The sequence below is a fragment of the Treponema brennaborense DSM 12168 genome (genome assembly GCF_000212415.1).
Lineage (GTDB): Bacteria > Spirochaetota > Spirochaetia > Treponematales > Treponemataceae > Treponema_F > Treponema_F brennaborense.
This window is the reverse complement of record NC_015500.1, coordinates 1947768-1972398: the sequence shown is the minus strand read 5'-3', so window position 1 is coordinate 1972398 and position 24631 is coordinate 1947768. Positions and strand designations below refer to the sequence as shown.

At 48.9% G+C, this 24631-nt stretch carries 24 protein-coding genes; 18 read left to right on the top strand and 6 right to left on the bottom strand.

Annotated features, from left to right (window positions below):
* Positions 1 to 43: 43 nt before the first annotated feature.
* Entirely contained in the window at positions 44 to 1573 is a 1530-nt protein-coding gene (gene pdxR, locus TREBR_RS08595; RefSeq protein WP_013758798.1) for a MocR-like pyridoxine biosynthesis transcription factor PdxR, read from the bottom strand.
* Positions 1574 to 1674: 101 nt separating this feature from the next.
* On the opposite strand from pdxR, the gene TREBR_RS08590 reads away from it, so the two are divergent.
* The 4 genes from TREBR_RS08590 (at position 1675) to TREBR_RS08575 (ending at position 5841) form a co-directional block, all read left to right on the top strand.
* On the top strand, positions 1675 to 2538 hold the full coding sequence (locus tag TREBR_RS08590; protein WP_245523709.1) for a pyridoxamine kinase: 864 nt from the start codon (positions 1675 to 1677) through the stop codon (positions 2536 to 2538).
* A gap of 153 nt (positions 2539 to 2691) precedes the next feature.
* The gene (locus TREBR_RS08585; protein WP_013758796.1) at positions 2692 to 4050 is read left to right on the top strand and encodes an MnmA/TRMU family protein; all 1359 of its coding nucleotides are present in this window, start codon (positions 2692 to 2694) and stop codon (positions 4048 to 4050) included.
* A gap of 4 nt (positions 4051 to 4054) precedes the next feature.
* On the top strand, positions 4055 to 5221 hold the full coding sequence (locus TREBR_RS08580) for a cysteine desulfurase family protein (protein ID WP_013758795.1): 1167 nt from the start codon (positions 4055 to 4057) through the stop codon (positions 5219 to 5221).
* 23 nt (positions 5222 to 5244) lie between these two features.
* On the top strand, positions 5245 to 5841 hold the full coding sequence (locus tag TREBR_RS08575) for an iron-sulfur cluster assembly scaffold protein (RefSeq protein ID WP_013758794.1): 597 nt from the start codon (positions 5245 to 5247) through the stop codon (positions 5839 to 5841).
* A 116-nt stretch (positions 5842 to 5957) separates the two neighbouring features.
* Here the strand turns inward: TREBR_RS08575 and TREBR_RS08570 are convergent, their stop codons facing one another.
* Both TREBR_RS08570 and TREBR_RS13725 read right to left on the bottom strand, forming a co-directional pair.
* Positions 5958 to 6833 (bottom strand): M23 family metallopeptidase, encoded by an 876-nt coding sequence (locus TREBR_RS08570; protein WP_013758793.1) that lies wholly within the window; start codon positions 6831 to 6833, stop codon positions 5958 to 5960.
* A gap of 25 nt (positions 6834 to 6858) precedes the next feature.
* Complete coding sequence (locus TREBR_RS13725) at positions 6859 to 7941, bottom strand: hypothetical protein (protein WP_013758792.1); 1083 nt, start codon at positions 7939 to 7941, stop codon at positions 6859 to 6861.
* Between the two features lie 120 nt (positions 7942 to 8061).
* On the opposite strand from TREBR_RS13725, the gene TREBR_RS08560 reads away from it, so the two are divergent.
* Together TREBR_RS08560 and TREBR_RS08555 are read left to right on the top strand one after the other, a co-directional pair.
* Positions 8062 to 8469 (top strand): cytidine deaminase, encoded by a 408-nt coding sequence (locus tag TREBR_RS08560; protein WP_013758791.1) that lies wholly within the window; start codon positions 8062 to 8064, stop codon positions 8467 to 8469.
* Positions 8470 to 8553: 84 nt separating this feature from the next.
* Positions 8554 to 9204, top strand: coding sequence for a PTS sugar transporter subunit IIA (locus TREBR_RS08555; protein WP_013758790.1), 651 nt, complete (start codon positions 8554 to 8556; stop codon positions 9202 to 9204).
* A 100-nt stretch (positions 9205 to 9304) separates the two neighbouring features.
* On the opposite strand, the gene TREBR_RS08550 is transcribed toward TREBR_RS08555, so the two are convergent.
* The 3 genes from TREBR_RS08550 to TREBR_RS14110 form a co-directional block, all read right to left on the bottom strand.
* The gene (locus TREBR_RS08550; protein WP_013758789.1) at positions 9305 to 11917 is read right to left on the bottom strand and encodes an endonuclease MutS2; all 2613 of its coding nucleotides are present in this window, start codon (positions 11915 to 11917) and stop codon (positions 9305 to 9307) included.
* 23 nt (positions 11918 to 11940) lie between these two features.
* Complete coding sequence (gene rsgA / locus TREBR_RS08545; RefSeq protein WP_013758788.1) at positions 11941 to 12897, bottom strand: ribosome small subunit-dependent GTPase A; 957 nt, start codon at positions 12895 to 12897, stop codon at positions 11941 to 11943.
* A 209-nt stretch (positions 12898 to 13106) separates the two neighbouring features.
* Positions 13107 to 13427 carry a helix-turn-helix domain-containing protein gene (locus tag TREBR_RS14110; protein ID WP_013758787.1) on the bottom strand — a complete coding sequence of 107 codons (321 nt, stop codon included), beginning with the start codon at positions 13425 to 13427 and terminating at the stop codon, positions 13107 to 13109.
* A gap of 133 nt (positions 13428 to 13560) precedes the next feature.
* Here TREBR_RS14110 and TREBR_RS08535 point away from each other — a divergent pair, with 133 nt between their 5' ends.
* From TREBR_RS08535 to TREBR_RS13700, 12 genes are all read left to right on the top strand, one after another.
* Entirely contained in the window at positions 13561 to 14391 is an 831-nt protein-coding gene (locus tag TREBR_RS08535) for a hypothetical protein (RefSeq protein ID WP_041610390.1), read from the top strand.
* Positions 14388 to 15938 (top strand): lipopolysaccharide biosynthesis protein, encoded by a 1551-nt coding sequence (locus TREBR_RS08530; protein ID WP_013758785.1) that lies wholly within the window; start codon positions 14388 to 14390, stop codon positions 15936 to 15938. The genes TREBR_RS08535 and TREBR_RS08530 overlap by 4 nt, the downstream gene beginning before the upstream one ends.
* Entirely contained in the window at positions 15928 to 17163 is a 1236-nt protein-coding gene (locus TREBR_RS08525) for a Coenzyme F420 hydrogenase/dehydrogenase, beta subunit C-terminal domain (RefSeq protein ID WP_013758784.1), read from the top strand. The genes TREBR_RS08530 and TREBR_RS08525 overlap by 11 nt, the downstream gene beginning before the upstream one ends.
* Before the next feature lie 45 nt (positions 17164 to 17208).
* Positions 17209 to 17421, top strand: a complete 213-nt coding sequence (locus tag TREBR_RS08520; protein ID WP_013758783.1) for a hypothetical protein — start codon at positions 17209 to 17211, stop codon at positions 17419 to 17421.
* Positions 17411 to 17596: a type II toxin-antitoxin system RelE/ParE family toxin gene (locus TREBR_RS08515; RefSeq protein WP_041610389.1), complete on the top strand. Its 186-nt coding sequence runs from the start codon at positions 17411 to 17413 to the stop codon at positions 17594 to 17596. The genes TREBR_RS08520 and TREBR_RS08515 overlap by 11 nt, the downstream gene beginning before the upstream one ends.
* Before the next feature lie 178 nt (positions 17597 to 17774).
* Positions 17775 to 18821: a polysaccharide pyruvyl transferase family protein gene (locus TREBR_RS13715; protein ID WP_013758781.1), complete on the top strand. Its 1047-nt coding sequence runs from the start codon at positions 17775 to 17777 to the stop codon at positions 18819 to 18821.
* A gap of 44 nt (positions 18822 to 18865) precedes the next feature.
* A complete protein-coding gene (locus tag TREBR_RS13710; protein WP_013758780.1) occupies positions 18866 to 20035 on the top strand; it encodes a glycosyltransferase in 1170 nt (389 codons plus the stop codon).
* Positions 20032 to 21222 (top strand): EpsG family protein, encoded by a 1191-nt coding sequence (locus TREBR_RS08500; RefSeq protein ID WP_013758779.1) that lies wholly within the window; start codon positions 20032 to 20034, stop codon positions 21220 to 21222. The genes TREBR_RS13710 and TREBR_RS08500 overlap by 4 nt, the downstream gene beginning before the upstream one ends.
* Positions 21212 to 22180, top strand: a complete 969-nt coding sequence (locus TREBR_RS08495; protein ID WP_169310633.1) for a glycosyltransferase family 2 protein — start codon at positions 21212 to 21214, stop codon at positions 22178 to 22180. The genes TREBR_RS08500 and TREBR_RS08495 overlap by 11 nt, the downstream gene beginning before the upstream one ends.
* Positions 22177 to 23400, top strand: a complete 1224-nt coding sequence (locus TREBR_RS08490; protein WP_013758777.1) for a glycosyltransferase family 4 protein — start codon at positions 22177 to 22179, stop codon at positions 23398 to 23400. The genes TREBR_RS08495 and TREBR_RS08490 overlap by 4 nt, the downstream gene beginning before the upstream one ends.
* Positions 23397 to 23867 (top strand): glycosyltransferase, encoded by a 471-nt coding sequence (locus TREBR_RS13705; RefSeq protein WP_052296171.1) that lies wholly within the window; start codon positions 23397 to 23399, stop codon positions 23865 to 23867. Before TREBR_RS08490 ends, TREBR_RS13705 begins: the two co-directional genes overlap by 4 nt.
* Positions 23842 to 24570: a glycosyltransferase family 4 protein gene (locus TREBR_RS13700; protein ID WP_052296170.1), complete on the top strand. Its 729-nt coding sequence runs from the start codon at positions 23842 to 23844 to the stop codon at positions 24568 to 24570. Before TREBR_RS13705 ends, TREBR_RS13700 begins: the two co-directional genes overlap by 26 nt.
* Positions 24571 to 24631: the final 61 nt, after the last annotated feature.

Below are 24631 nucleotides of genomic sequence, written 5' to 3'. Positions count from 1 at the left end.
TAAAGCGGCGGATATCTTCGGCTGAAAGCCGCTGCCGCCGTTTTCAGCCGGCCACCGCCTTGTTCAAACGCGCGATAATCTGCGGTATCTGTTCTTTTCTGATGCCCGAATAGTTGACGACGAGCGTGCGCGTTCCGTCTGCCGGAAAATCAGGCGCGGTGCCGGCGTACAGATAATCGGACAGGAACGAAACGGCGAGTCCGTTCCGTTCAGCCTGCGTTTTAAGCTGCGCGTCTGTTTTATCCGTGTCAATCTTGAGCAGAAAATGCAGTCCCGCGTTTTTTTCCTGTATTTCCATAAGCGGCCGGAGCGCGCTGCGTTCCAGTGCGGAAATCAGGTCGTTGCGCAAATTTCGGTAATAGTTTTTCATTCTGATAAGATGCTTTTCATAAAATCCCTGCCGGATAAATTGGGCGAGCGCGAGCTGTTCAAAACTGGAAACCGTACACGAATAAAACCCGAATTCCGTCTGGAAGCGCCGGCTGAGCTGCTTCGGCAGTATCATGTAACTGATACGGAACGACGGCGCGAGCGTTTTGGAAAACGTATTCATATAGATCACCCGTCCGCCGCTGTCCGCGCTTTGCAGCGTTGCGATCGGTCTGCCGGTAAAACGGAATTCGCTGTCGTAATCGTCTTCTATAATATAATGTCCGCCGCGCGCCGCCCAGACGAGCAGTTCCTGCCGCCGCTTGACGGGCATGACGATTCCGGTCGGAAAATGGTGAGCCGGCGATACGTGCGCCACGTCGGCGCGGGTACTCAGCAGATTTTCTTCCGTTATTCCGGCGTCGTCCATGCCGACGGGAACGCACGCCGCGCCGTTTGCCGAAAGAATCGCCGCCGTTTTGGTGTAGCCGGGATTTTCCACCGCGTACGTTTTTCCGCGTCCTAAAAGCTGTACGATCAGACCGTACAGATATTCCGTTCCGGCGCCGATAACGATCTGATCGGCTGATACGCTCATGTTGCGGAAACGTTCGACGTATTCGGCTATCGCGCCGCGCAGTTCTTCAAGTCCCTGCGGCGGAATCGGCTGCAGCAGCCGTTCCTGCGGTCCGTTCAGCACGGCGCGCAGCAGTTTTGCCCAAAGCGTAAACGGAAATTTTTCGCTGCTGGTCGAATTGCTGCGTAAATCCACGCTGTCGCCGGCGCGGCGCGCTTCGGAGAAACGCGCTCCCTGCGCTCCCTGCGGCGCATTCTTTGCTGCACCCTGCGCTCCCTGCGGCGCATTCTTTGCTGCACCCTGCGCTCCCTGCGGCGCGGCATGCGGAAGTCTCGCTTCCGACTGCTGCCGCGGCAGCGGTTCGCCTGAGTGCATCGAATCGGATTCGAGCGGGGTTGCGAAATATCCTTTTTTTTCGCGGGAATAGACGTAGCCCTCGGCGATCAGCTGTTCGTACGCGTTCTGCACGGTTATGACGCTGACGCCCAAATGATCTGCGAGCGCCCGTTTTGACGGCAGTTTTTCATCGGCGAGAATCGCACCCCGTCCGATCCGGTCTTTGAGGTCTTCATAAATACATTCAGTAAAAGACTTAGCGCCTCTACGTGAAAAATCGATTGTCAGCATAAAACGTTCCGATCCGCTTTTCTGATTATATAGAAATATATGTAAAATGGATATATTCATAATACCAGATTGCGTGTATCGTGTACATACTTTGGGGGTGTATGATGGATACGAGAATTTTGACCATTCAGGATATTTCATGCGTCGGCCAGTGTTCCCTTACGGTAGCGCTGCCGGTCATTTCCGCGTGCGGCATAGAAACGGCCGTGCTGCCCAGTTCGGTGTTGTCGACGCATACGTCCGGGTTCAGCGGTTATACCTTTCGTGATTTAACCGACGACATGGAACCGATATTGGCTCATTGGAATAAAGAAGGAATCACGTTCGACGCGTTTTATACCGGCTACGTGAGCAAGGCGCAGATTCCGCACATTCAGGCGATTATGGAACGGACTGCGCGTACGCGGCCTGACGGTACGACGGCTCTGCGGATAATCGATCCGGTGATGGCGGATAACGGAAAACTGTATCCCGGTTTCGACGACGATTTCCCCGCCGAAATGGCGCGTTTGTGCAGCGGTGCGGACGTTATCCTGCCGAATCTGACCGAAGCGGCGTTCCTGCTCGGAATTCCGTACGCGGGAGACAACCGGAACGGAACGGACTACGATGAAGCGTATATTTCGTCCGTTCTGAAGCGGCTGCGCGCGCTCGGGGCGAAGCACGTCGTGCTTACGGGCGTGAGTTTTGCGCCCGATAAATTGGGCTGCGCGTGTTTCGACGGGCATGAAATCACGTACTATTTTAACGACCGGATCGACGCTGCGGTGCACGGAACGGGCGACGTATACGCCTCTTCCTTTACCGGCGCGCTGTGCCGCGGCTGGAGCGTTCCCGCAGCGGCGGCGCTTGCGGCCGATTTCGTCGTCGAATGCATGAAAGCGACGATTGGTGACGAATCGCATCGATACGGCGTTAAATTTGAAAAAGCGCTGCCGTACCTGATTTCCCGACTGAACGGCTGATCTATGTGACCGGCTGATACATCGGTCGGCTTATAGGGCGCTCCGCGTTCGGCGTTTTAGGGGGGCGTTTTTATCCGTGTTTTCATATAGATTTGGTAGGAAAAAGACGTAAAAGCGCTTCCATTTTTTGCCGAAAAACGGTATATTGAAAACGTGAGATTTACAGATTTACCATTACCCGAACCCGGAACGACCGTCGCGGTCGGCATGTCCGGCGGGGTTGATTCGACTTTGGTTGCGATATTGCTCAAAGAACGCGGCTGCAACGTGATCGGCGTTACGATGTCGAGTTGGAACGACGACATGCCGTTGCCTCATTCGGCGGACGGCGTCCGTTCGTCGTGCTACGGTCCCGACGAACAGGTCGATATAGCGCAGTGCGAGTCTTTTTGCAAAGAACACGATATCGAATATCACGTTATCGACGTGCGCGAAACGTACCGGAAAGAAGTTCTCGATTATTTTAAGGCCGAATATCGTGCCGGGCGCACGCCTAATCCGTGTATCCGCTGCAATCCGCGGGTCAAATTCGGCGCGCTGCTTGAAGGCATCACTGCGCTCGGTATCCGGTTCGACTATTTCTGCACCGGTCATTACGCGCGCCTCGTGCGTCCGGAGACTTCCGTGGCTGATTTGTACCGCGAACATGTCGTGCCTGGCTTTGCCGCCGCGCCGGGCTTCGACGCCGTGCCGGCGGAATTCCGTTCAGCGGAAGCCGGGGTGGAACCGCCGTCGACTGTCTCCGCGGTACCGGACACTTCCGCGCTGCCCGTGTCGGAACGCCCGGTCATGATCGCGTACGCGTCCGATTCGACGAAGGATCAGACTTATTTTTTATGTCGCGTTCCGTCGCACGTTCTCGAAAAAGTGCGTTTTCCGCTCGCCGGTTTTACCAAAAAAGAAGTATTCGCAATGGCGCAGGAACGCCGTCTCGCCGCCGCGTCGCGCAGTGAAAGTCAGGACTTCGTTCCCGAAGCGTATTTCGACGTTATCTTTTCCGACAAACCGTCCGTTCCCGGTGATATCGTGAATCTGGACGGAAAAGTGATCGGCAGGCATCGCGGTATCGAACATTATACGGTGGGGCAGCGCCGCGGTTTGGGCGTCAGTTCCACTCGTCCGCTGTACGTTCATTCGATCGATGCGGTGCACAATCGGGTCGTGCTTGCCGAAAACGACGATTTGCTGTGCGGCGCGCTGCTTGCCGACGACTGGGTGTGGGCCGGAAATTACGTTCCCGCGCTGCCGTTTACCGGCGAAGTGAAAATCAGGCTCGCCTCGAAACCTGTCGAAGCGGTCGTCGAGCCGTACGCCGGCGTGCATACTACCGCGTGCGCCGCTGGTACGGGCGATTCGGATGCCGCACGAGATTCGGATGCAGCACGCGAACCGTCCGGCGTTTTCAAAATTACGTTCAAAAATCCGCAGCGGGCTGTTGCCCCCGGACAATCGGCGGTAGTATATTTAAATGGAGTAATCGTGGGAGGCGGGATCATTTCCCGGGGGATATAAACACATGGAACGTATCTATCTTGATTATAACGCGACCACGCCGCTTTCGCATGAAGTGCGTGATTTTTACGTCGCGGAATTGAATAAATATGCGAACGGTTCCAGTCTGCATGAAGACGGACGGGTCGTCGCGCACGACATTGAAAAAGCCCGCGCGCAGGTAGCCGCTTTGATACACGCCGATGCGGCTGAAATCATTTTTACGTCCGGCGGATCCGAGTCGAACAACACCGTGTTCAATACGATGGTGCAGCTCGGTAAAAAGCGTGGCAGAAACGTCGTCGTTACGACGACCATCGAACACCCGTGCGTGCTTGAATCGTCAAAACGGCTTGCCGAACAGTTCGGTATGGAAGTGATCTATTTGCCCGTCGACGGCGACGGAATCGTAAAAGCGGATGCGTATGAAGCCGCGCTCGCGAAAAAACCGCTGCTCGTCTCCGTCATGACGGCGAACAATGAAATCGGTACGATTCAGGATATCAAAACGTTATGCCGCCGTGCGCACGAAGCGGGGGCGCTGTTCCATACGGACGCGGTGCAGGCTGCGGGAAAAATTCCCGTGGACGTCAAAGACTGGGACGTCGATTACGCGACGTTTTCCGGACATAAAATTTACGCGCCGAAAGGAATCGGCGCGCTGTTTGTCAAAAGGGGCTGTCCGATAGAACCGCTTATCCGCGGCGGGCATCAGGAACACGGTCTGCGCGCCGGAACGTACAACGGCCCGGCGATCGCGGCGTACGGCTTCGCGGCGGAACTCGCGCTTGCGGAACTTGACGAATACGGCCGGCACACCCGCGCGCTCCGCGATAAATTCCGCGACGGACTGCTTGCTTCCGTGCCCGGTATAAAAATAAACGGTCATCCGGAAAAGGTGTTGCCGAACACGCTCGACGTGTCGTTCCCCGGTGCGGAAGGCGAGGCGATTCTGCTGCATCTGGATCTGCTGGGCGTTTCGGCTTCAACGGGATCCGCGTGCGCGTCGGCGAGTCTCGAACCGTCGCACGTTCTGCTGGCGACGGGACTCGGCCCGGAACTGGCACACGGTTCGATCCGGTTCAGTTTCGGCAAATACAGTACGGAATCTCATATCGAATATATTTTGAAGACATTCCCGCCGGTTATTGAAAAACTGCGGAAAATGTCCACCGTGTCGTACGGTAAGTAACAGTTGCGTAAATAGGAGCATATATGGACGAATGGTTGTATTCCGATGTGGTTAAAGAACATTTTATGAATCCCAAAAACGTGCTGATGGGCGAAGAATCCGAATGGCCGTGCGACGGCCGCGGAATCGTCGGCAACATACAGTGCGGAGATCAGATGCTGATTCTGCTGCGGATAAAAGACGATGTGATTCAGGATATCAGATGGAAGACGTACGGCTGCGCGAGTGCGATCGCGTCGACTTCGATTCTGTCCGAGGCCGTTAAAGGCATGAAGATTCAGGAAGCGTACAAACTGCGGCCGCAGGATATCGTGGCGCGGCTGGGCGGTTTGCCGCCGAATAAGATACACTGCTCGGTTCTGGGCGACAAAGCGCTTCGTTCGGCGATCGACGATTATCTGTCGAAGAACGGAAAACCGTCTTTATCCGGCCAGGAACAGGTTGAAGTTATCTGTACGTGTCTGAACGTAACGGATCGCGATCTTGAAGAAGCGTATAAAGCCGGCGACCGTACTTGGGAAGACTTGCAGTCCCGTACGAAAATCGGCACCGGCTGCGGTCAGTGTAAAAAACGCGCGATGGAAAAAATGCACGAATTTGAACATTTATACGGTAAATGACCGGATTGAGATCGGCGCAAACGCGCCGGGCTTTTCGGCAGCTCCGGTAGCGTCCGCACCGTTGCATCGCCGCTCGTACTGAAACCGCTTTTCGGCGGCATCGGTCGGCGGCGGTTTTATTTTATGTCGAGGATGTACGTCAGCGGATATTCCGTTCCGTTTATGTCCGCCGCCGTTACGGTCAGCGTGTTTTTTCCGCGGGAAAACGTCACTTCCGCCAGCAGCTGCCGGGTGTTGTCGGGATAAACCGCTTCCACCGGGTAATTTTTTTTGCCCATGACGCCGATCCGGTTTCCGTTCCGGTTCAGCATGTCGAACGTGATCGTTTCCACGGCCGCGCCGTTGACCGAAACGATCGTTTTGTACGGCATGACGGTATTCGGCCGTTCCCTATAGAGCAGGTAAACTCCGGACGGGAGCGTACGTCTGACCCGCAGGTCGAACACCTCACCCTGCTTGCTGACCGCCGTGATGCCCGCCAATCTGAGCGGCTGTTCCGCTTCCATATGCGGCATGAGCATCCGCGGATTTATAACCGTTTTGTTTTTAGTATCTACGATTTGAAATTCGAGACTGCTTTTTCCCTGCTGCCAGCCGGAACTGCCGCTTTTTCCGAGCGGCGTGCCGATCGACACCTGTTCCGCCTGATCGTCGAGCGCAACCGTTTCGAGATTCGCGTATACGCTCAGCAGTTTATCGTTGTGCGCGACGATCACTGTGTTTCCGAGCGGTGAATCGAACCAGCCCATCTCACCCGATTCGCCGCCGATTTCAACGAGCACGATTCCGTCGCCCGCAGCGGTAATTTCTTCCGGTTCGGTAAAGATGAGCGACGTGCCGAACACCGTTCCGCGCAGCTGTCCGAATAGCGAATAAAACGAATCGGCGTATACCGGCGTTTGCGGCCAGTCGAAAGCGGCAGCGGCGTGTATACTCAGCAAAACGCCGCTCAGAACGGTAAAAAGCCGGATTGTCCGGTAAAATTTTTTCATGTCAAACTCCTCTTCGCGCGTCGGTTCATTTTCGTTCCAGTCTGATTCGTGAAATCGTGTCGTTTCTGCCCACGTACAGGGAATCCGCGTCGGTATCGATAAACGCATAGTCGGCCGTAAACGAAAAGTGTCCGATCAGATTGCCGAACTGTTCGACAATATAAACCGAATATGTCGATTTTTCCTTTGCCAGTACGCAGACTACGCCGGGAATCTGCGTTTCTTCAACGGCAAGAATCGTTCCGGGGAGCGCAATGATTTTATTTTTGAACGTTGCGCAGTCGACGATGCCGAGCCCGTCCGTGCAAGCGTAAAACACGGTGCTGCCGGCTTTGTTGAATCGGACGAGCGCCGGACTGCGCATATTGCCGTTCAGATACGTATGAAACACGATCTTGCTGATGCCGTCCTTTTCCTGCGTCAAAACGAAGCGCTGCCGGTCTATTCCCGAAACGCAGGCGATCTGTGTGCCCGATTCGGTAATGTCGACGCCCAGAATGATCGGATAGTCGCTGCCGCCGGGAACGAACGTCTGTTTGACCGTTCCGTCCGCGTCGAATACGATTACCGTTCCGTCCGCGTATCCTGCGGCGCAGCCGGCGGCGGATGAGGCGAACGCAACGATAGGCACGTATCCTTCAAACTGCCACTTTTTGGCGCCGGAGGCGTCGTACTGCGCGAGCGAAGCTCCGCCCGGCATGAAAAGGAAAATTCGCTCCTCATCGAAAAAGGGAAAGCCGCTTCCGCCGATAACTGCAGCCGGTTCAAGCCGGTCAGGCGTGTAAAACGGAATGTTCACCGCGTCCGGACCGTACGCCGCCCGGTATACCGGTGAGATTGCTGCTTTAAACGGAAAACTTTCCAGAACGGCAACGGTTCCGTCCGGTGTAAAATATCCCATGTTTTGGCCGAGCTTAAACGGTATGAGCGCAGTTTCCGCCGGTAGCGGCGGTGCGTCCGGTACCGGAACATGTTCGGTAACGGATATCGTCCAGCAGGGAATCAACTGCAGTTCCGAGCCGAGCGGTCTGACTGCCGCGACCATATATACGAGCAAAAAAATACATCCGGTGATAATAAAAAAACGGACACTTCCTTTAAATTTCATATATTTATGGTATAATAATGAAAGGTATTTGTAAAGAGGTCGCCTTGTTCCGCTGCCGCCTTCCGGCTGTCATGCCGCGCTTCACGGCGATTCGGGCTGTGTATTGTTATGGGAGTAATTATGGAAAAAGATCAGATACGCGCGTTTTATCGGGCTGCGCTCCGGGCTGCTGAAAAATCATATTCGCCGTATTCGCATTTTCCGGTGGGAGCCGCCTTATTGCTGAGCGACGGAACCGTCGTTACCGGTGCCAATATAGAAAACCGCTCGTTCGGTCTTACCAACTGTGCCGAACGGACGGCGGTGTTTACGGCGATTGCCGCCGGTCATACGACATTTAAAGCGCTGGCTATCGCTACGCCCCGTTCCGATTATCCGGTCGGTCCGTGCGGCGCTTGCCGGCAGGTGCTCACCGAATTCGCGCCGCCTGAAACGCCGGTTTTTTTCGGCAGTAATGAAGACGAACTCGTTTCCACGACGCTCGGCGCTTTGTACCCGTACGATTCCCTGCACGAATTGGTTCAATAACGCGGCGTAAGCCTTGACATAAAAGCGTAAACAATGCAAAATAAGAACGTAAACGGTACTGTTTTACTGCATAAGGAGAAAGTCGTGGACGACGATATACTTACAATAGAAGAAGTTGCTAAATATTTGCGTGTTTCGGAACGCACCGTATATGACTGGGCTCAGAAAGGGGAAATCCCTTCCGGTAAGATCGGTACCGTATGGCGATTTAAAAAATCCGAAATCGAAAAATGGGTGAACGACCGTTTGTCTTCGGGAACGAAGCCCGTATCGCACAGCACGGCCGTTCAGGTCAAAAATATATTGTCGCCCGACCGCATTGTTTTCCTGAATCATTCGACGAAACACGACGCGCTGGTTGAACTGGCAAATAATTTGAGCACTGCGCCGCAGGTAAAATACGCGCAGGAATTGGCGGTCGAAATACTGAAACGTGAAGATTTGATGTCTACTGCGATCGGCAGCGGTATTGCGATTCCGCACGTGCGCCTGTCTTCGGTTACCGATTTGGTCATGTCCGTAGGTATCAGCAAAACCGATATCATCGATTTTCAGACGATTGACGACACGCCGGTTCGGCTGCTGTTCATGATTGCCGCCGCGTATAATCAGCATTCGTATTATCTGCAGACGTTGTCGTTTTTCAGCTCGAAACTGAAAAACCGCGAACTGCGCGACGCATTGCTCGCCGTAAAAACGCCGATGGAAGCGTATAATTTACTGATAAAAGAATAAACGGTTACGCGGTTTGCCGCCGGACGGTGAGTCCGGCCGTAATCGCGTAATATTGAAGCCGCCCGTTTTGAGAACAGGCGGTTTTTTTTTGCGGAAACTTTCAGTTCGTATCCAAGTGCACGTACGTTTTACCGGTACCGCCGTCTTCCGGCCGGGCAAAATGAAATTCCGCGACGCCCGGATAATGGGCAAGATAATCCTGTACGGCTTGCTGCAGCACGCCGCTTCCTTTTCCGTGAATAATCGAAAAATCGTGCAGTCCCCGTATGCTTGCAAGATCGAGCTGCCTTTCGAGCGCTTTAACCGCTTCTTCATACCGCATTCCAAGCAGCCGCAATTCAAACGCAGGCACTGCGTCGTTTCGGTTCCGTGCATCCCGGCCCGCGTCGTCCTCCGCTTTTCCGGTTTCACCGTATCCTGATGAGGTTTCCGCAGCAAAATCGACGGTAACCGACGGTTTTTCTGCGGCATGCGGTGCGACCGGCGTCAAATCTTTTTCTTTAAGCGTCAGTTTCATACTGCCTACTTGGACAATCCAGCTGTTTTTACCCGATTTCCGCAGCAGCGTGCCGCGGCGGTTCGCCGATCCGGTCAGCACTTCCGTTCCCGCTTCAAAGCCGGGAAGGCTCCGGCTGTCGTCCGTTCGGGTACCGAACGCTTGCCCGTCCTGAGCGGCGGATTTTGCGGCGGCGAACGCGTCGGCGTTTTTCAGTCTTTTTTTCGCCGTATGCGGCGGTTTTGCGGCTGCCGTTTCATACTGTTTTTCCCGTTCGGTAAACGCCGCCTGTTCGCGTGCGAGCGATTCTTCCTGTTCGTCGAGCAAGTCGCCGCGCTCCTGAACGTTCTGCGCCAGTTCGGTAATGAACCGCTTTACCGCGCGGGTCTTTTCGCGGGTAATTTCGCCTTCACGCAGTTCCCGCACCAGATTTTCAAGCATTTTGCGGCTTTCTTCCAGAAACCGGCGCGTTTCGCGATTGCCTTCGTGTGCGAGTTCCCATTCGGTCTGTTTCAGGCGGAGGGATTTCAGATCGGCGGCGCGGCGCTGTTCCCGGAGCCGCTGCTGGTCCTGGCGCAGCTGTTTTTCGAGCAGATCGGCGGCTTCGTGTTTCGCCGTCAGTCCGCGGATCATCGCCGAAACGTCGGCCTGTTCGCTGATCAGGTATGAAGCGGCTTTATCTACAACCTCCGGCGGCAATCCGTTCCGGCGTGCGATATCGAGCGCGCGGCTTTCGCCGGGAATACCGGTTCTGATACGGTACGTCGGCGCGAGCGTCGTTTCGTCGAATTCCGCCGAAGCGTTGACGCACGCGCGGTGCGTGTAGCCGTAGTTTTTCAGCACGCCGTGGTGGGTCGTTACCAGTACGAACGAACGTTTTTCTATGAGCGCGTCGAGCACCGCCATCGCTATAGCGCCGCCTTCCTGCGGATCGGTGCCGCTGCCCAGTTCGTCGAGCAGTACGAGGCTGTCGGAATCTGCGCGGGTGAGCGTGTCCGCGATGTTCTTCATGTGACCGGAAAAAGTCGAAAGCGATTGATCGAGCGACTGTTCGTCGCCGATGTCGGCGAACACGCCGGTGCGGACCGGCAGCCGCGTTCCTTCTTTTGCGGGAACGGGAAATCCGCTTTGATTGAGCAGGGTGAACAGCGCGACAGTCTTGAGCGTTACCGTTTTTCCGCCGGTGTTCGGTCCGGTGATGATCAGCACGCGGCAGTCTTTCGGAAAGGCGAGGTCTATCGGCACCGCTTTTGCTCCCAGCAGCGGATGCCGCGCCTGTACCAACACCGGCTGCGCTTCGGTATCCGCTGCGAATACGGCTTTCTGCTCGATTCCCCAGCGGGCGGCTGCGTGCGTTACGTCGAGCCGGATCATGCACTGTCGTGCGTTTACGATATCGTCTTTGAACGGAGACAGCTGCGCGGTCAAGTCGCGCAGAATCCGTCTGATTTCCGCGTCCAATTTGAATTGTTCCTGAACGAGGTCGTTGTTTTTGCGGACGACGTCGTCCGGTTCGATATAAACGGTTTGGCCGGTTTGGGAAACTTCGTGAATGATGCCGCGGATTTTGTTTTTGCTGCCGGCCCGAACTGCGAGAACTTGCCTGTCGGCTCGCAGAACGGGAACGTCGGACTGCAGCGTGTCGCGGAGCGCGGTATCCGCGGTGTAATTTCTGATGAGGGAATCTATTTCACGCCGCAATCGGCCGATGTGTTCGCGGATTGCGCGCAGTTCCGGCAGATCGCGCAGCTGCCCCGCGGGATCTATGATTCTGCCGATCAATTGTGCGGGTTGTCCCGTATCCGGAATCCGGGCAGCCAAGTCCGCAAGCAGCGGCAGCGGCAGTTCCTTGGCCGCGCGCGCGATGGTCTGCGCCGCGTGCAGGGTAACGGTGCAGAACGTATTCAACATGCGTACGTCGTCCAGTTCAAGCGCGGCTCCTTCCACCGCGAGCATATCGGTCAGGCGGAGCACCGGTTCCCACGACGAAAGTGCGCTCGCACGGGCCGAATTCAAGTAAACGGTCCATTCCGCCGCTTCCGCTTTCAGCCGCGCGATTTCTTCCCGGTCGGTAAGGGGGTCCCGCTGTTCCAGTTCCGTTTTACCGTCCTGGCTGACGCAGCAGCCTGCAACGTCGTTTCTGATGCGGTAATAATCAAGCTGTGCGAGCGTTTTCGGCTCGAAATTCGTTTCGCGTGTATCAGGTGAATTGCTCATACTCTTTTTGCCTCAGTGATGCGCTAATCTTCCCAGCTGCCGCTGCTGATTTCCGCGCAGATGCGTTCCCAGCTTTCAAAGCGTTCTTCGCTGATAACGCCCGCGTAAACCGCTTCCTGTATTTTACAGCCAGGTTCACTTCGGTGCGCGCATGACATCCCGAACGAACATTTTCCCAGCAGCGGCTTCATTTCCCTGAAATACAGCGCGAGGTCGCACGCTTCAATGTCGTGCAGTACGAAGCGCCGTACTCCGGGCGTGTCGATGATGGACGCGGCGGCGTTTTTTCTGCCGCCGACGAGCGACTCGTTCAGCGTGATATGCAGGAGGGAACCTTTCGTCGTCGTGTGCGTGCCGCGCCCGTATTTTTCGGAAAGGCTGCCGGTTTTAAGCACGCAGGTCGAATCGAGGACGTTTATCAGACTCGATTTGCCGACGCCCGATTGGCCGACCAGCGCGCATAAGGCGTTTTCCATTAAAGCAGCGAGCGCCGGCAGTCCTTCGCCCGTTCTGGCGGATACGCGGAGAACGGTATAACCGATTTGTTCCCAATTGTTCAGTCTGTATTCCACGTCTGTGTCAGGTTTCAGATCATATTTGTTGCAGATGATGACCGGCGTTATGCCCGCGTATTCGGCCTGCGCAAGCGCACGATCGATAAAACGGGGACGAAAGGGCGGCTCGTCGGGGGTGGTAACGATCAGCAGGTAGTCCAAATTCGCCGCAAGCAGCTGCGGTGCGCGACCTTTTACGTTCCATCGGACGAATTCGTTTTTGCGCGGAACGAGTGAGAGAATCTGCCCCGATTCTTCGTCCAGTTCATCGGGCTGAATTTCCGCACGGTCGCCGGGGGCCAACGGGTTGTAATATCCTTGAGAATCTTTAAGCTTTTTTCCTTTTATCGAACAGTGGCGGATGACTCCGTCGTCGCATTCTACGGCAAATACGTTGTTGCTGCCGTTTAAAACGGTTCCCTGCATGGAACCAGTATATCAGAACAACCCCCTCCCTGCAAGGGAGGAGACTCTCTGCAAGGGAGAGTGGTGACGCACGGTAATTGTTTATAGACTGTATTTATGACAACGATACGGGTGAGGTGAAACGCCGCACGCTGCGTTGCTTATAAATGTTTATGCCATTTCGGACGAGCCGGCGGACAGTCTCGGATTATCCGGAAAAAACAATGTTTTTAGTTTTGTGACTTTGCTATTGTTTCTATATATTGTTCAAGCGCATTGCGTTCATAATCAGGAAGTTTTTTCAGGCATGTGATAATATGATAATCCTTTTTTGAAATTGAGTTTTCTGCTTCATTCCCCGTTACAAGATATTCCACGCTTACGCCAAGAACTTGTGCAATTTTAACGGCAATATCTGCAGACGGCATACACCCTCGTGCTCCTACATAACTGTCCATCGTTCGCTTTGTAATTCCTGCTTTTGCTGCAACTTCCTTATAGAGCATCCCTGAATATTCAATTTCTTCTCTTAATCTAGAACGAAAATCCATAGAAATAGAATACTAAAAATTTGTGCTTTATTTATTTACAAGTACACTAAATTAGTGTAGAATGTAGGTAAAGCATAAAATGATGTGCCTATTATACTATGATTTTATTGTTTTGGAAATTTGGGAGATATCTTTGATTCGTTACGCCGTTCTTGCCGGAACTTCCTCTAAAGCGGGATTCCAGCAGAAATCAATTTGCAGCATATACGATTTTCTCAAAAGTACGGCCGGCGGCGCTTGGGCGGACAGGGAGATTTTGATTCTTCCCGAAGGCGTTGACGTTCCCCTGCTGAAATTCATTCTGCGGCGTGCTGCGGAATGCGGAACTGATTTTCTGTTCCTGTATTTCTGCGGAAACGAGCACGACGGGCTGACAGGGGACGGCTTCTCCGTCGGCGGCACGGAAATTAAGCGTAGTTATATAGAAGAAACATGCAAAAAACAGGTTACGGTGTTCGACACGTGCGCGGCGCTTGTTCCGGCGGACGATGACGGTGCGGACGATGACGGTGCGGAGATTTGGAACGCTGACGACGGTGCAACCGCGTGCTGCGCGGACACCGGCGACGGTGCAGACGAGCGGCAGCTTGCAATGGCACGCATATTGGGTGATGAAGCGCTTTGTGCGGTGGACGGCGGTTTGTGGCTGTCAGGGTGCACGGAGGGCGAACGGCCGGTGCTCCGCGTTGACGGCTGTGGCGTGTACACCGCGGCATTGGTAGAATCGCTTGCCGCGGCGGACTCTATGCTCGATTTTAGAACGGCGGACAGAAGCGCGCGTTTTGCGTGCGCCGTGGCAAGGGCGGCGGCGGAAGCACAGCGGGAAGCGGCTATTGCGCGGGGGAGCGCAACCGACACGGAAAAAGCAGCTTCTGCTGACGGTTGCCAGACCGCGCACTCAAAAGCGGCGAACGTCTGCGCCGCCGAATACGCTAACACGCGGGGGAGAATGGATTGCAGATGACATCATTCCGTACCGAGGGCGGGACCGCAAGCAGCACCTCGCGCATAGCGCGCAACACGCTTTTCCTCTACTTCCGGCAGATACTTATAATGCTGGTGAGTTTGTACACCGTGCGCGTGGTTTTGGACGTGCTCGGCGCGGAGGACTACGGGATATACAACGTCGTGGCGGGAGTGGTCACGATGTTCGGCTTTTTGAGCGGCGCGATGGCGACCGCAAGCCAGCGGTATTTCTCATTCGACTTAGGAAAGGGCGACACGGAACATTTAAAGACGACGTTTTCCGTTACCTTACAGATTTACGTCCTGATTGCGCTTGCTGTCATCGTCTTGGCGGAGACGGCGGGGCTGTGGTTTATGAACAACAAGCTGGTCATTCCGTCGGAGAGGCTGGCTGCGGCAAACTGGATTTTTCAGGCATCAATCGTCTCGTTCCTTTTAACTTTGATTACAACCCCGTATATGGCTTCAATAATCGCCCACGAGAACATGAGCGTCTACGCCTACGCAAGCATCGCGGAGGCAGCGCTCAAGCTCGGAATTGTGTTTCTGCTAAAATTTCTGCCGTTTGACAAACTTTCCCTCTACGGCGTTCTTTTAGCGGCAGTTGCATTTATAAATACGGGGATATACCGATTTTACTGCCTCCGCCATTACGATGAGTGCCGTGTGCGGTTTGTCCGGGACGGCGCGCTGTTCCGGGAAATCGTCGGATATTCGGGATGGAACCTGTTCGGCTCGATGGTCGGCGTCTTCAAGAACCAGATTACGAACATTCTTTTGAACCTGTTCTTTACCCCCGTAGTGAACGCGGCGAGGGCAATCGCTTCTCAGGTGAATAGCGCCGTAGCAAGTTTCAGCCAGAATTTCAGTACGGCGGTGCGCCCGCAGATTATAAAGAGTTATGCCTCAAATAAAAAAAACGAATGCAACAGCCTTGTGTTTTATGGGTGCAAAATTACCTTTTTCCTGATGTATATTTTCTCGCTTCCGCTTGTATTGGAAATGGATTTCGTGCTTAAAATCTGGCTCAAGAATCCGCCGGAATTAGCAGTGGTTTTTACGCAGCTTGCCTTAATCGATGCGTTGATAGACTCCATAAGTTATTCGATTATGACGCTTGCGCAGGCAACGGGTAAGATAAAGCTGTATCAGGGCGTCGTGGGCGGAATCCTTCTTTTGAATCTACCGGTCTCATATATCGCGTTGAAAACAGGATGTCCTGCAGTTTCCGTAATGGTAGTTTCAATCTGTATAACTTTTGCTGCCTTTGTTGTCCGTCTCCTGATAGTAAAAAGGCTGACCGCATTTTCCCTGCGGGCATTTGGCGCCAGTGTTGTCGTTCCTGTCGTTTCGGTCGCCTTGCTTTCGGCTGTCGTTCCCGTGGTGCTGAAGATGCTGGTTTCAAATCCGGTTGTCGAATTTCTTGCGGTTGTTCTCTCTGCTGTCGCGTCCTCCGGAATATTCGTCCTGCTCGTCGGGATGGGCAGGGACGAGCGGAAGAACCTGCTGCTGAAAGTAAAGGGGAGGTTCCGCCGTGTTTCTTGATGACGGAGTAAAGTCGGGCTGCTGCGGCTGCAAGGTATGTGCGTCAGTCTGCAAAACGAATGCCATTAGTTTTGAATCTGATGAGGAAGGATTCTGGTATCCCATTATTGACGGCAATAAATGCATAGATTGCGGACAGTGCCGAAAAGTCTGCCCGGCTTCGGACAGAAGTTCTGTTCCCGGCGGCGCATTGCTGCCGATTGCCGACGAAGGACAGTTCTGCGCAGCGTTCTCGAATTCAGCTGATGTCCTTGAAAACTCCGCGAGCGGCGGTATGTTCACCCATATTTCCGACTGTATTTTGGGAAACAACGGCGTTGTATTCGGTCATCGCTATGACAAGGATTTCAATGTGATATGCGATGCAGCTGACTCCAAGGACAGGCGTGACTTGTTCCGCGGCTCGAAGTATGTGCAGAGCGACATGGGAAATGCCTACGCGGAAATAAAACGGCAGACGGAAACTGAGCGGCCGGTGCTTGTGTCCGGTACGCCGTGTCAGATTGATGCGGTAAAGCACTTTTTCGGCGGGAAAGTGCCGGTAAACTTGTTCCTGCTCGAGATAATATGCCACGGAGTGCCGCCGCCGCTGATTTTCAGAGAATATATAGGGCTATGCGAGAAAAAAGCCGGAAAGAAGATAACCGATTTTGAATTCCGCGGAAAAGAAAAAGGCTGGACAACGCCGTTCAGGAAGATTTCATATTCCGACGGTTCGTGTCGCGGTGAATTGTTGAACACTGACGCGTTCAACAATCTGTTCCTTGGAACAGATTGCATTTTGCGGCCGTCCTGCTACGAATGCAAGTATGCAGGAAAAGAGAGGGTTGCAGACATCTCAATAGGAGATTTTTGGGGAGCGGAGGACGTGCATCCGGATATGTTCAACTCGAATCGCGGTACAAGCCTTGTCCTCGTGAATACGGAGAAAGGCCGGGAAATGTTCGGACACGCAAGAAAGTTTATGACGGTGAAAAACATCCTGCTTTCCGACTGCGCCGGACGAAACCTCCCTTTGCGCGGTTATCCGCGCCCGAGAATCGACAGAGAAAGCTTCTTCAATGACTACGCAACGCAAGGTCTGGAATGGAGCATGAAGAAGCACTGCTTCAAGCCGGAACGGACATTAAGGGCAAAGATAAAGAAACTTATTGTTCTGCTAATCGGAAAGGAACGGGCAATAAAACTTAAAAAACTGATGAAAGGGGGCGCGCTGGAAAGATAATTGATTTTTGATGTAGGCTGTGTAAGATTTTGCCGGAGGTTTTTTATGGTTGTGAATATGACGATTCAAAATGCGGATAATGCTCTTGTCTCTGCCTTGAAAAGCGTATGTAAGCTGTATCCTGAAGCTAAAGTTTCCATAAAAAAACAGAGTTCCCATGCAGATGAGTTAAAGGCGGAAATTCTAGAGGAGTTCCACAACGGGACTCTAAACACTTTCGCTTCCATGGATGAGTATGATGTCGCCCATGGTTTATAGAATTGCCGCGACAAAACGGTTTGACAAGGATTATGCAAAACTATCAACACCGGACAGAAAACTGGCAAAGGCAATAATAAATCGTCTTGCTAATGATGAAATTCTTGAGCCAAAATATAAAGATGCGCTTCTGCTGACAGCATTTAGAATAAACTCCCACAGCGAGTTGTTTTAAGAAGCACAGTACGCGTCGTTAGCCAAAAATCATTTCTCTTTTCAGCCAGAACATATGGCTGGAGCAGCAACTAATAATTCTTTTCTCAAAATTGTAAGAAAAACACACGGCGCATTATTCCAAATTTTTGGGTCAGTTTATGCTCATTGGCATACTTCTTTTAAGGAGTGTGCTTGATATGAAAATCGGAATCCTCACTTTTCACAATGCGGACAATTATGGTGCGGTTTTGCAGTGCTACGCATTGCAGGAAAGTTTGAAAAAGCTGTTCCCTAATGATGAAGTCTGCGCGGCCGATTATAGAAACAATGAAATTGAGAAATCGTATAGGATCCTGTCCATTAGAAAGAAACTGAGAGCCAATATCACTCAGTTCCTTTACATTCCGGCTGCCCTTGGGAAGCGGAATCAGTTCAAAAAGTTCAGGGAACGTTTTCTTTCGCTCGGTTCTTCGGACATCACGAAATACGACATGATTTTTTACGGCTCGGATCAGATTTGGAATCCCGTGCTTACGGCCGGCGACCTATCCTATTTTGGCAATGGCTTTGACGGCGTAAAGATTGCCTACGGCGCAAGCGACGGCGGTGAAATAAAAGAACAAGAAATAAAAGAATTGCTTTTAAAGTTCAAAGGCATTTCATGCAGGGAAAAAACTCTTGCAGAGAAAATCTCCTGCATGACAGCCCGAAAAGACATAAAGGCTGTTTGCGATCCTGTGTTTTTGCTTTCAAAGAATGCTTGGCTGGCAATTGCTAAAGCTCCAAAACAAAACGGCTACATTCTTGCATATAAAATTGCTGATAATCTAAACTTTGACAGCGAAGTTGAAAAAACGGCAATACGTCTCGAAAAAAAAGTAATTCAAATAGTATATCTGAAATCTTTAAGAAAACTATTTTGCAGAAAACAGCATTTTGTAAAAGGAATTTCTGTAGAAGAATTTCTGGGTTATGTTGCAAACGCTGATTTAGTTATTACTACAAGTTTCCATGCTACCGCATTCAGTTTAATATTTGAACGCCCGTTTTATGTTCTAAAATTGGAGATTCGTTCCGAGCGGATTACGGACTTGCTTAATTCAATACAGCTTGAAGAAAGATACGTAGAAAAAATACCTGAAAAAATTACAGGCTGCGAAATATATTCAACAGAAGTTAAAGAAAATTTTAAAACACATTGTAGCGGCGGAAAAAGGTTCCTGTCGGAGGTTTTGAATGTCTAATCCAAAAATTTCAATACTATTTTCTGTTTATAAGGTGGATTGAAATGGGGGAAAAAGATAAACCCGTGATTTTTTTTCTTTCTCAATATGCTCCTCTGCCAACTTCCGGTGGAATTGAAAGAGTCGTTTTTAACTTAAAAAATGCACTTAATAATTCTGAAAAATATGAAGTATATACACTGTCACTCGATGTAGGAGAGAAATCAGAAAGACATTTTTATCTTCCTCCTTATAATTTCGCAAAGCAGCTGGAAAAAATGATAAGAGAAATGAATGTAAGAATCCTAGTCTGCCATGTGAATGTTGGAGCAAATATTATAAAAAATGTTAAGAAAATGAATATAAAAAACGTAAAAATCTTCTATCATCATCATCATGCTATAATTGCTACCCTTTCGTATTGTCTTTCTGCAGCTTGGTATTCTGTACTAACTTCTCATGGAATTGTGCATTTTGCAAAAGCCGCTTTGTTCCCGATTTATTTTGTTTATATTCTGTTTTCCGTATATATTGGGTTTTGGACTGGAGTAAAATATTCTGACAAGTATATTTTGCTGTCTCAATATTTTAAGAATGACATCCTTAAACTTCCCGGTTTTAAAAAATATGAGCATAAAATAATATCACTTACAAATCCGCATGTTTTTTCAACAGAAACTTTTTGTATGTACCCAAAAGAGAAGTTAGTATTGTTTGTAGGACGACTTCATTATCATGATAAAAATATTCCGGAATTATTGAAAGTCTGGAAAAAAATAGAATCAAGAAGAACGGATTATTCCTTATGTATCGTGGGAGACGGCTTAGACAGACAGCGGCTTGAAAAAGATATCCACCGTATGAATCTTAAAAAAGTATTTCTTGTAGGCAATCAAAAAAATGTTGCGGATTTTTACAAGAGGGCATCATTTCTTTTTCTGACTTCAAAAGAGGGATGGGGACTTGTTCTTGTGGAAGCTATGGAATATGGCTGCATTCCTTTTGCTTTTGACTCCTATAGTTCGGCAAAGGAAATCATTGAAAATGAAAAAAACGGATTTCTTATACACCCTCATAATATCTCACAATATGCGGATACTGCCTGTGTGGCCTTCGATTTAGATGATGACTCTCTATTGAAAATTCGCAAGGAAGGTTATGAACATATACAGAGGTTCTCAATAACGAAAATAGCGGAAAAATGGGAAAAGCTGTTTGACGGAGCACTTCTATGATGTATGCATTGCTGTTTTCTTCATTTTTTTTGCCGATTCTTTTTGAAATATATGTTCCCTGTAAAAATAATGGCAATGTATTATTTCATTCTCAAAAAGAACTTCAGAAAGTACTATTTTATTTTTTATTTTTGATTTTTTTCTTTGTCTGTGCGTTTCGCTATAAGACAGGCTATGACTGGATTCCTTACGAGTTATATTATCAAGATTTTCCTAAGAGCCTTTTAAAAGATAATTGCGAACCCTTTTTTATTGCTTTATATGCGATTTGCAAGTTTTTTGGACTGAATTTTTATGGTATGCAAATTTTCGTTTCATTGTTCTGCTGTAGTGTGATTTTTAAGTGCTATAAAAAATTCTCGCCGTTTCCAGCTCTTTCAATTTTTTGTTATGCTTGCTTTTACTATCATATTCTCCAAATGGGATTTGTGCGACAAGAAATCGCGATTGCTTTTTCATTGCTGGCAGTAATGAAATTTGCAGATAAAAAAAAGCGAAGTGCTTTTATACTTACACTTGTTGGAACATTATTTCATTATTCGTCTTTTCTGCTTTTTGTCATGTTCTTTATAAAAGTTACAGAATTGAACAAGAAAAAGATGTTTTTCATTTTGCTTCTTGCATATATCCTTTTAGGAAATTGGATGGTACTCAGGTTTCTGTTCCTTCTAATTGCAAAACTTCCTTTTATTCCTTCAAAAATAATTAGAATGATAGACATATACTTTTCTCTTACCAACATGACTTCAAATGCCGGGTTTTATGGCGTTGGTTGGTTTTCCAGACGGATTGTTGTATGGATTGCGGTTTTCTCTGCACATACAAACAGCAAAACTGAAATACTTATATACAAACTTACATGGATTGGTCTTATTTTGGAATGTTTCGGTCTTCCTGTGATTGTATTAGGACGGCTCAGTTACCTTTTTTTATGTTTTGAATTTATAGCTATAACTTTGTTTCTAAGGGATTTTTTCATAATAAAAACAAACAGTTTTTTCAAGACTCTAATTATTTTTTTGGTATTGCTTTTTTATAGTGTGCAAGGACCTGTAAATTTCATTTTTTTTAGAACTGATGATGAAGCAAAAAGATATAAACCTTACTATAGCCTGTTTAATCCGCCAAGTTCATCTCTACGAATTCAGCATCAACTAAACAGATATTATGAAACACATGGGAGATAAAATGGACGGATTGGTTACGATAATTGTTCCCGTATATAATACGGAGAAATATGTTCTTCGATGTCTAACAAGTGTTCAGGAGCAGACGTATAAAAATTTTGAATGTCTAATAATAAATGACGGTTCCACTGACAAGTCTTTAGAAATCTGTGAAGAGTTTTGTAAAAAAGATTGGCGCTTTAAAATTATTTCTCAAGAAAATTCCGGTCCGTCCGCTTCTCGTAACAAAGGGTTGCAAGAAGCGGACGGAGAGTTTGTATTTTTTCTTGATAGTGATGATTGGGTAACAGAATATGCCCTGGAACTTCTTGTTAAACATATTGGAGACAAAAATGTTTGTACAGGACAGCATTGTGCAGTCCGAAATGAAAATTTTTCTCTTAGAAAGAAATCAGAACCTTCAAAGTGTATAACAATTTCATTGGAAGATGCTTTTTTTCATGCTTTGAATACACAGCAACCATATTTCTTTGCATGGAATAAGCTTTTTCGTAAGACTGTTTTTGACAACATCGGTTTTGCCACGTGTATTTACGAAGATGTTGAGATTGCGTTTCGCTTGTTTTGTTCTTGCGGTGATTTTGTTTTAGTTAATAAGATTACTCTTTTTTATAACCTTTGTAATTCCAGTTCAATTACAAGCAGTTCATTTTCTTCTATGCAAATGGATGCAATAAAAAATTCTCAAATGTTGATTCAGAATATATCGGATATGTTTCCTAAACTGCAAAAAGCTTGTTGGAAGTATTCTGCAGGAGTAAATTTTCATATTTTCCGACGGATTATAAGCTCAGAAAATAAAACCGAGTTTTTGTATGAGCTGAATACCGTATCTGAAAATTTCAAGAAAACGAAATCATATTTATTCTATAAAGAAAAAAACAAACTTAAAGCATTGCTAAAAATTATTTGGTTTTATTTTTTTACAGTTTTAAAGAAGGACGGAGCAGTAAAATGAAGAAAATCTGCATATTATCCGCAGGCACATTGCCAGTTCCTCCTGTTAGGGGCGGAGCTGTTGAATGTTTAATTGATATAGTTCTGCAAAAAAATGAAGTGCAAAAGGATGCCGAGTTTGCCGTTACATCAATTTATGACAGTGAGGCAGAAAAACGCGCTTTGGGATATACTCAGACGAAATTTTATTTTTCAAGAATACCGGCGGTTATGACTTTGCTGGATAAAATTGTTTATTTTGCTGCGCAACTTGTCTTTAAGCGAAAGTCAAATTCTTTTCGATGCATTTTTTCACGTCTTTATTACATATATTCGACAAAAAAAGTATTGATTGAAAATGATTTTGATTGCGTCGTTGCAGAGAATCATCATTCGTTGTTTTTGGTGATGAAAGATAAAAAGATTAACGAAAAATATGCGGATAAATTTTTCTATCATGCTCACAATGAACCGAACGGTAATTTTACATGCAGAAAACAGATTGAAAATTGCAGTAAAATTCTTACCGTCAGCGATTTTATTTCAAAATGCTATAAGAAAAAATATCCGCACGGTAAGGCGGAATACAAAGTTGTAAGAAATGGAATTGACACGGAGCTTTTTTCACAAAAACTGACTGACGATGAGCGAACGGAATTCAGAAAGTTGCAGGGAATAAAGAAAGATGATTTTCTGATTATTTTTGCAGGAAGATTAAGTGCGGAAAAAGGCATAGACAAATTATGTGGGGCATTTTCAGAACTGAGTATTCAAAATGCGAGGCTTATGATTGTCGGCACAAATTTTTTTGGAAGCAATGCAAAAAATACATTTCAGAAATGGCTGGCAAAAATCATAGAAAACAAGATAAATGACGTGCTGTTTGCAGGATTCGTTCCTTATTCTGAAATGTGGAAATACTATGCGATTTCTGATGTTGCGGTACTTCCGTCTGTCTGTAATGAGGCTGCTTTATTAACAAACATAGAAGCCTGTGTTTCTTCCTTGCCGGTTATTTCAACAGTAAGCGGCGGAATTCCTGAGTATTCAAATCCGAAAAGCTCAGTTCTTCTTAATCGGAATGAGAAACTTGTAGGAGAAATAATTAAAAATATAGAAGATTTATATAAGAATCAGAAAGAGAGGAAAGAACTTGGCAGACTTAATCATGATTTTGCCGTCAAGTTCAGCAAGAATAATTTTTATGAATCTTTTATGAAAGAAATCGGAGCATCACTATGAACAAAATCCTTTTTCTTTCCAACACCGCAAACTTTTCCAAGTTCAACTTGCCGTATATGCGCTGGTTCCGCGAGCAGGGCTGGCAGGTTGACTATGCTTCTGCCGGTGAGGAAACAATCAGCGAGTGCGACAATCAGTACACAATCGCAATCGCGCGTTCGCCCTTCTCGCCTGCGAATTTAAAGGCGTACCGCCAGCTGAAAAAGCTCCTTGCCGAGAACCGGTATGACATCCTGCACTGCCACACGCCGATGGGCGGCGTCATCGGCCGGCTTGCGGCAAAAAAGTTATGGAAAGAACACAAAATCAAGGTGATTTACACTGCGCACGGCTTCCACTTTTATAAGGGCGCGCCGCTTATAAACTGGCTTTTGTATTACCCGATGGAAAAATACCTTGCGCGCTGCACGGACGTAATTGTAACCATAAACGAGGAAGATTATGAAAAAGCAAAAGAGTCATTCTGAAAACGGTGGAAATACCGGGAATATAGCAAGTACCGTGAATACCACGGCAAGGGCGAAGATCTACAAAATTGACGGAGTCGGCGTGAACCTTGAACGCTTCCGCCCGGTGCGGTCGCCGGAAGAAAAAACTACGCTGCGCAAGGAACTTGGCTTTTCTCCTGAAGATTTTATCTTAATTTATACGGCGGAGTTTATTCCGCGCAAGAATCACCGGCTGCTTTTTGATATCCTTCCGGAATTAAAGTTAAAAATCCCGGAGCTGAAAGTTGTTCTGTGCGGCAAGGGTGAACTTTTGGAGCCGTATCGGCAGCTTGCTTCTGAACACGGGATGGATTACGTAACGTTTACCGGCTACACGAAGCGCGTGGCGGATTATTGCCGGGCAAGCGATGTACTTGTTATGCCGAGCCATCAGGAAGGGCTGCCGCTTTCTATGATTGAATCCATTGCAACCGGGCTTCCGGTCGTTGCTTCAAAAATCCGCGGACACGTGGACGTTGTAGAAGACTGCGTGAACGGCTTTTTGTTTGAGCCTAGTGATTGCAGCGGCTTTGTGAAAGCTGTGTACACATTGTACAAAAATCCAGTTCTGCGCACAGAAATGGGGCTGCGTAACGTAGAACGGGCGAAATTATTTTCCGTGGATACGGCTGTGTCCCGTATGGCGAATCTATACCGTAAAATAATGCAGAATACTCTTTGACTGCATGAATAAATAGATTAACCTGCTGCCACTGGGTTTAGAAAACGGACGCAGAGTTCGT

Bases quoted from the DNA above. Each gene is read 5' to 3' on its own strand.
- TREBR_RS08520 (WP_013758783.1), top strand. From the start codon at position 17,209: ATGGTTGTGAATATGACGATTCAAAATGCGGATAATGCTCTTGTCTCT.
- TREBR_RS08590 (WP_245523709.1), top strand. From the start codon at position 1,675: ATGATGGATACGAGAATTTTGACCATTCAGGATATTTCATGCGTCGGC.
- TREBR_RS08580 (WP_013758795.1), top strand. From the start codon at position 4,055: ATGGAACGTATCTATCTTGATTATAACGCGACCACGCCGCTTTCGCAT.
- TREBR_RS13710 (WP_013758780.1), top strand. From the start codon at position 18,866: ATGGGGGAAAAAGATAAACCCGTGATTTTTTTTCTTTCTCAATATGCT.
- TREBR_RS08575 (WP_013758794.1), top strand. From the start codon at position 5,245: ATGGACGAATGGTTGTATTCCGATGTGGTTAAAGAACATTTTATGAAT.
- TREBR_RS08495 (WP_169310633.1), top strand. From the start codon at position 21,212: ATGGGAGATAAAATGGACGGATTGGTTACGATAATTGTTCCCGTATAT.
- pdxR (WP_013758798.1), bottom strand. From the start codon at position 1,573: ATGCTGACAATCGATTTTTCACGTAGAGGCGCTAAGTCTTTTACTGAA.
- TREBR_RS08570 (WP_013758793.1), bottom strand. From the start codon at position 6,833: ATGAAAAAATTTTACCGGACAATCCGGCTTTTTACCGTTCTGAGCGGC.
- TREBR_RS14110 (WP_013758787.1), bottom strand. From the start codon at position 13,427: ATGGATTTTCGTTCTAGATTAAGAGAAGAAATTGAATATTCAGGGATG.
- TREBR_RS08500 (WP_013758779.1), top strand. From the start codon at position 20,032: ATGATGTATGCATTGCTGTTTTCTTCATTTTTTTTGCCGATTCTTTTT.
- TREBR_RS13725 (WP_013758792.1), bottom strand. From the start codon at position 7,941: ATGAAATTTAAAGGAAGTGTCCGTTTTTTTATTATCACCGGATGTATT.
- TREBR_RS13705 (WP_052296171.1), top strand. From the start codon at position 23,397: ATGAACAAAATCCTTTTTCTTTCCAACACCGCAAACTTTTCCAAGTTC.
- rsgA (WP_013758788.1), bottom strand. From the start codon at position 12,897: ATGCAGGGAACCGTTTTAAACGGCAGCAACAACGTATTTGCCGTAGAA.
- TREBR_RS13700 (WP_052296170.1), top strand. From the start codon at position 23,842: ATGAAAAAGCAAAAGAGTCATTCTGAAAACGGTGGAAATACCGGGAAT.
- TREBR_RS13715 (WP_013758781.1), top strand. From the start codon at position 17,775: ATGAAAATCGGAATCCTCACTTTTCACAATGCGGACAATTATGGTGCG.
- TREBR_RS08530 (WP_013758785.1), top strand. From the start codon at position 14,388: ATGACATCATTCCGTACCGAGGGCGGGACCGCAAGCAGCACCTCGCGC.
- TREBR_RS08515 (WP_041610389.1), top strand. From the start codon at position 17,411: ATGGTTTATAGAATTGCCGCGACAAAACGGTTTGACAAGGATTATGCA.
- TREBR_RS08550 (WP_013758789.1), bottom strand. From the start codon at position 11,917: ATGAGCAATTCACCTGATACACGCGAAACGAATTTCGAGCCGAAAACG.
- TREBR_RS08560 (WP_013758791.1), top strand. From the start codon at position 8,062: ATGGAAAAAGATCAGATACGCGCGTTTTATCGGGCTGCGCTCCGGGCT.
- TREBR_RS08490 (WP_013758777.1), top strand. From the start codon at position 22,177: ATGAAGAAAATCTGCATATTATCCGCAGGCACATTGCCAGTTCCTCCT.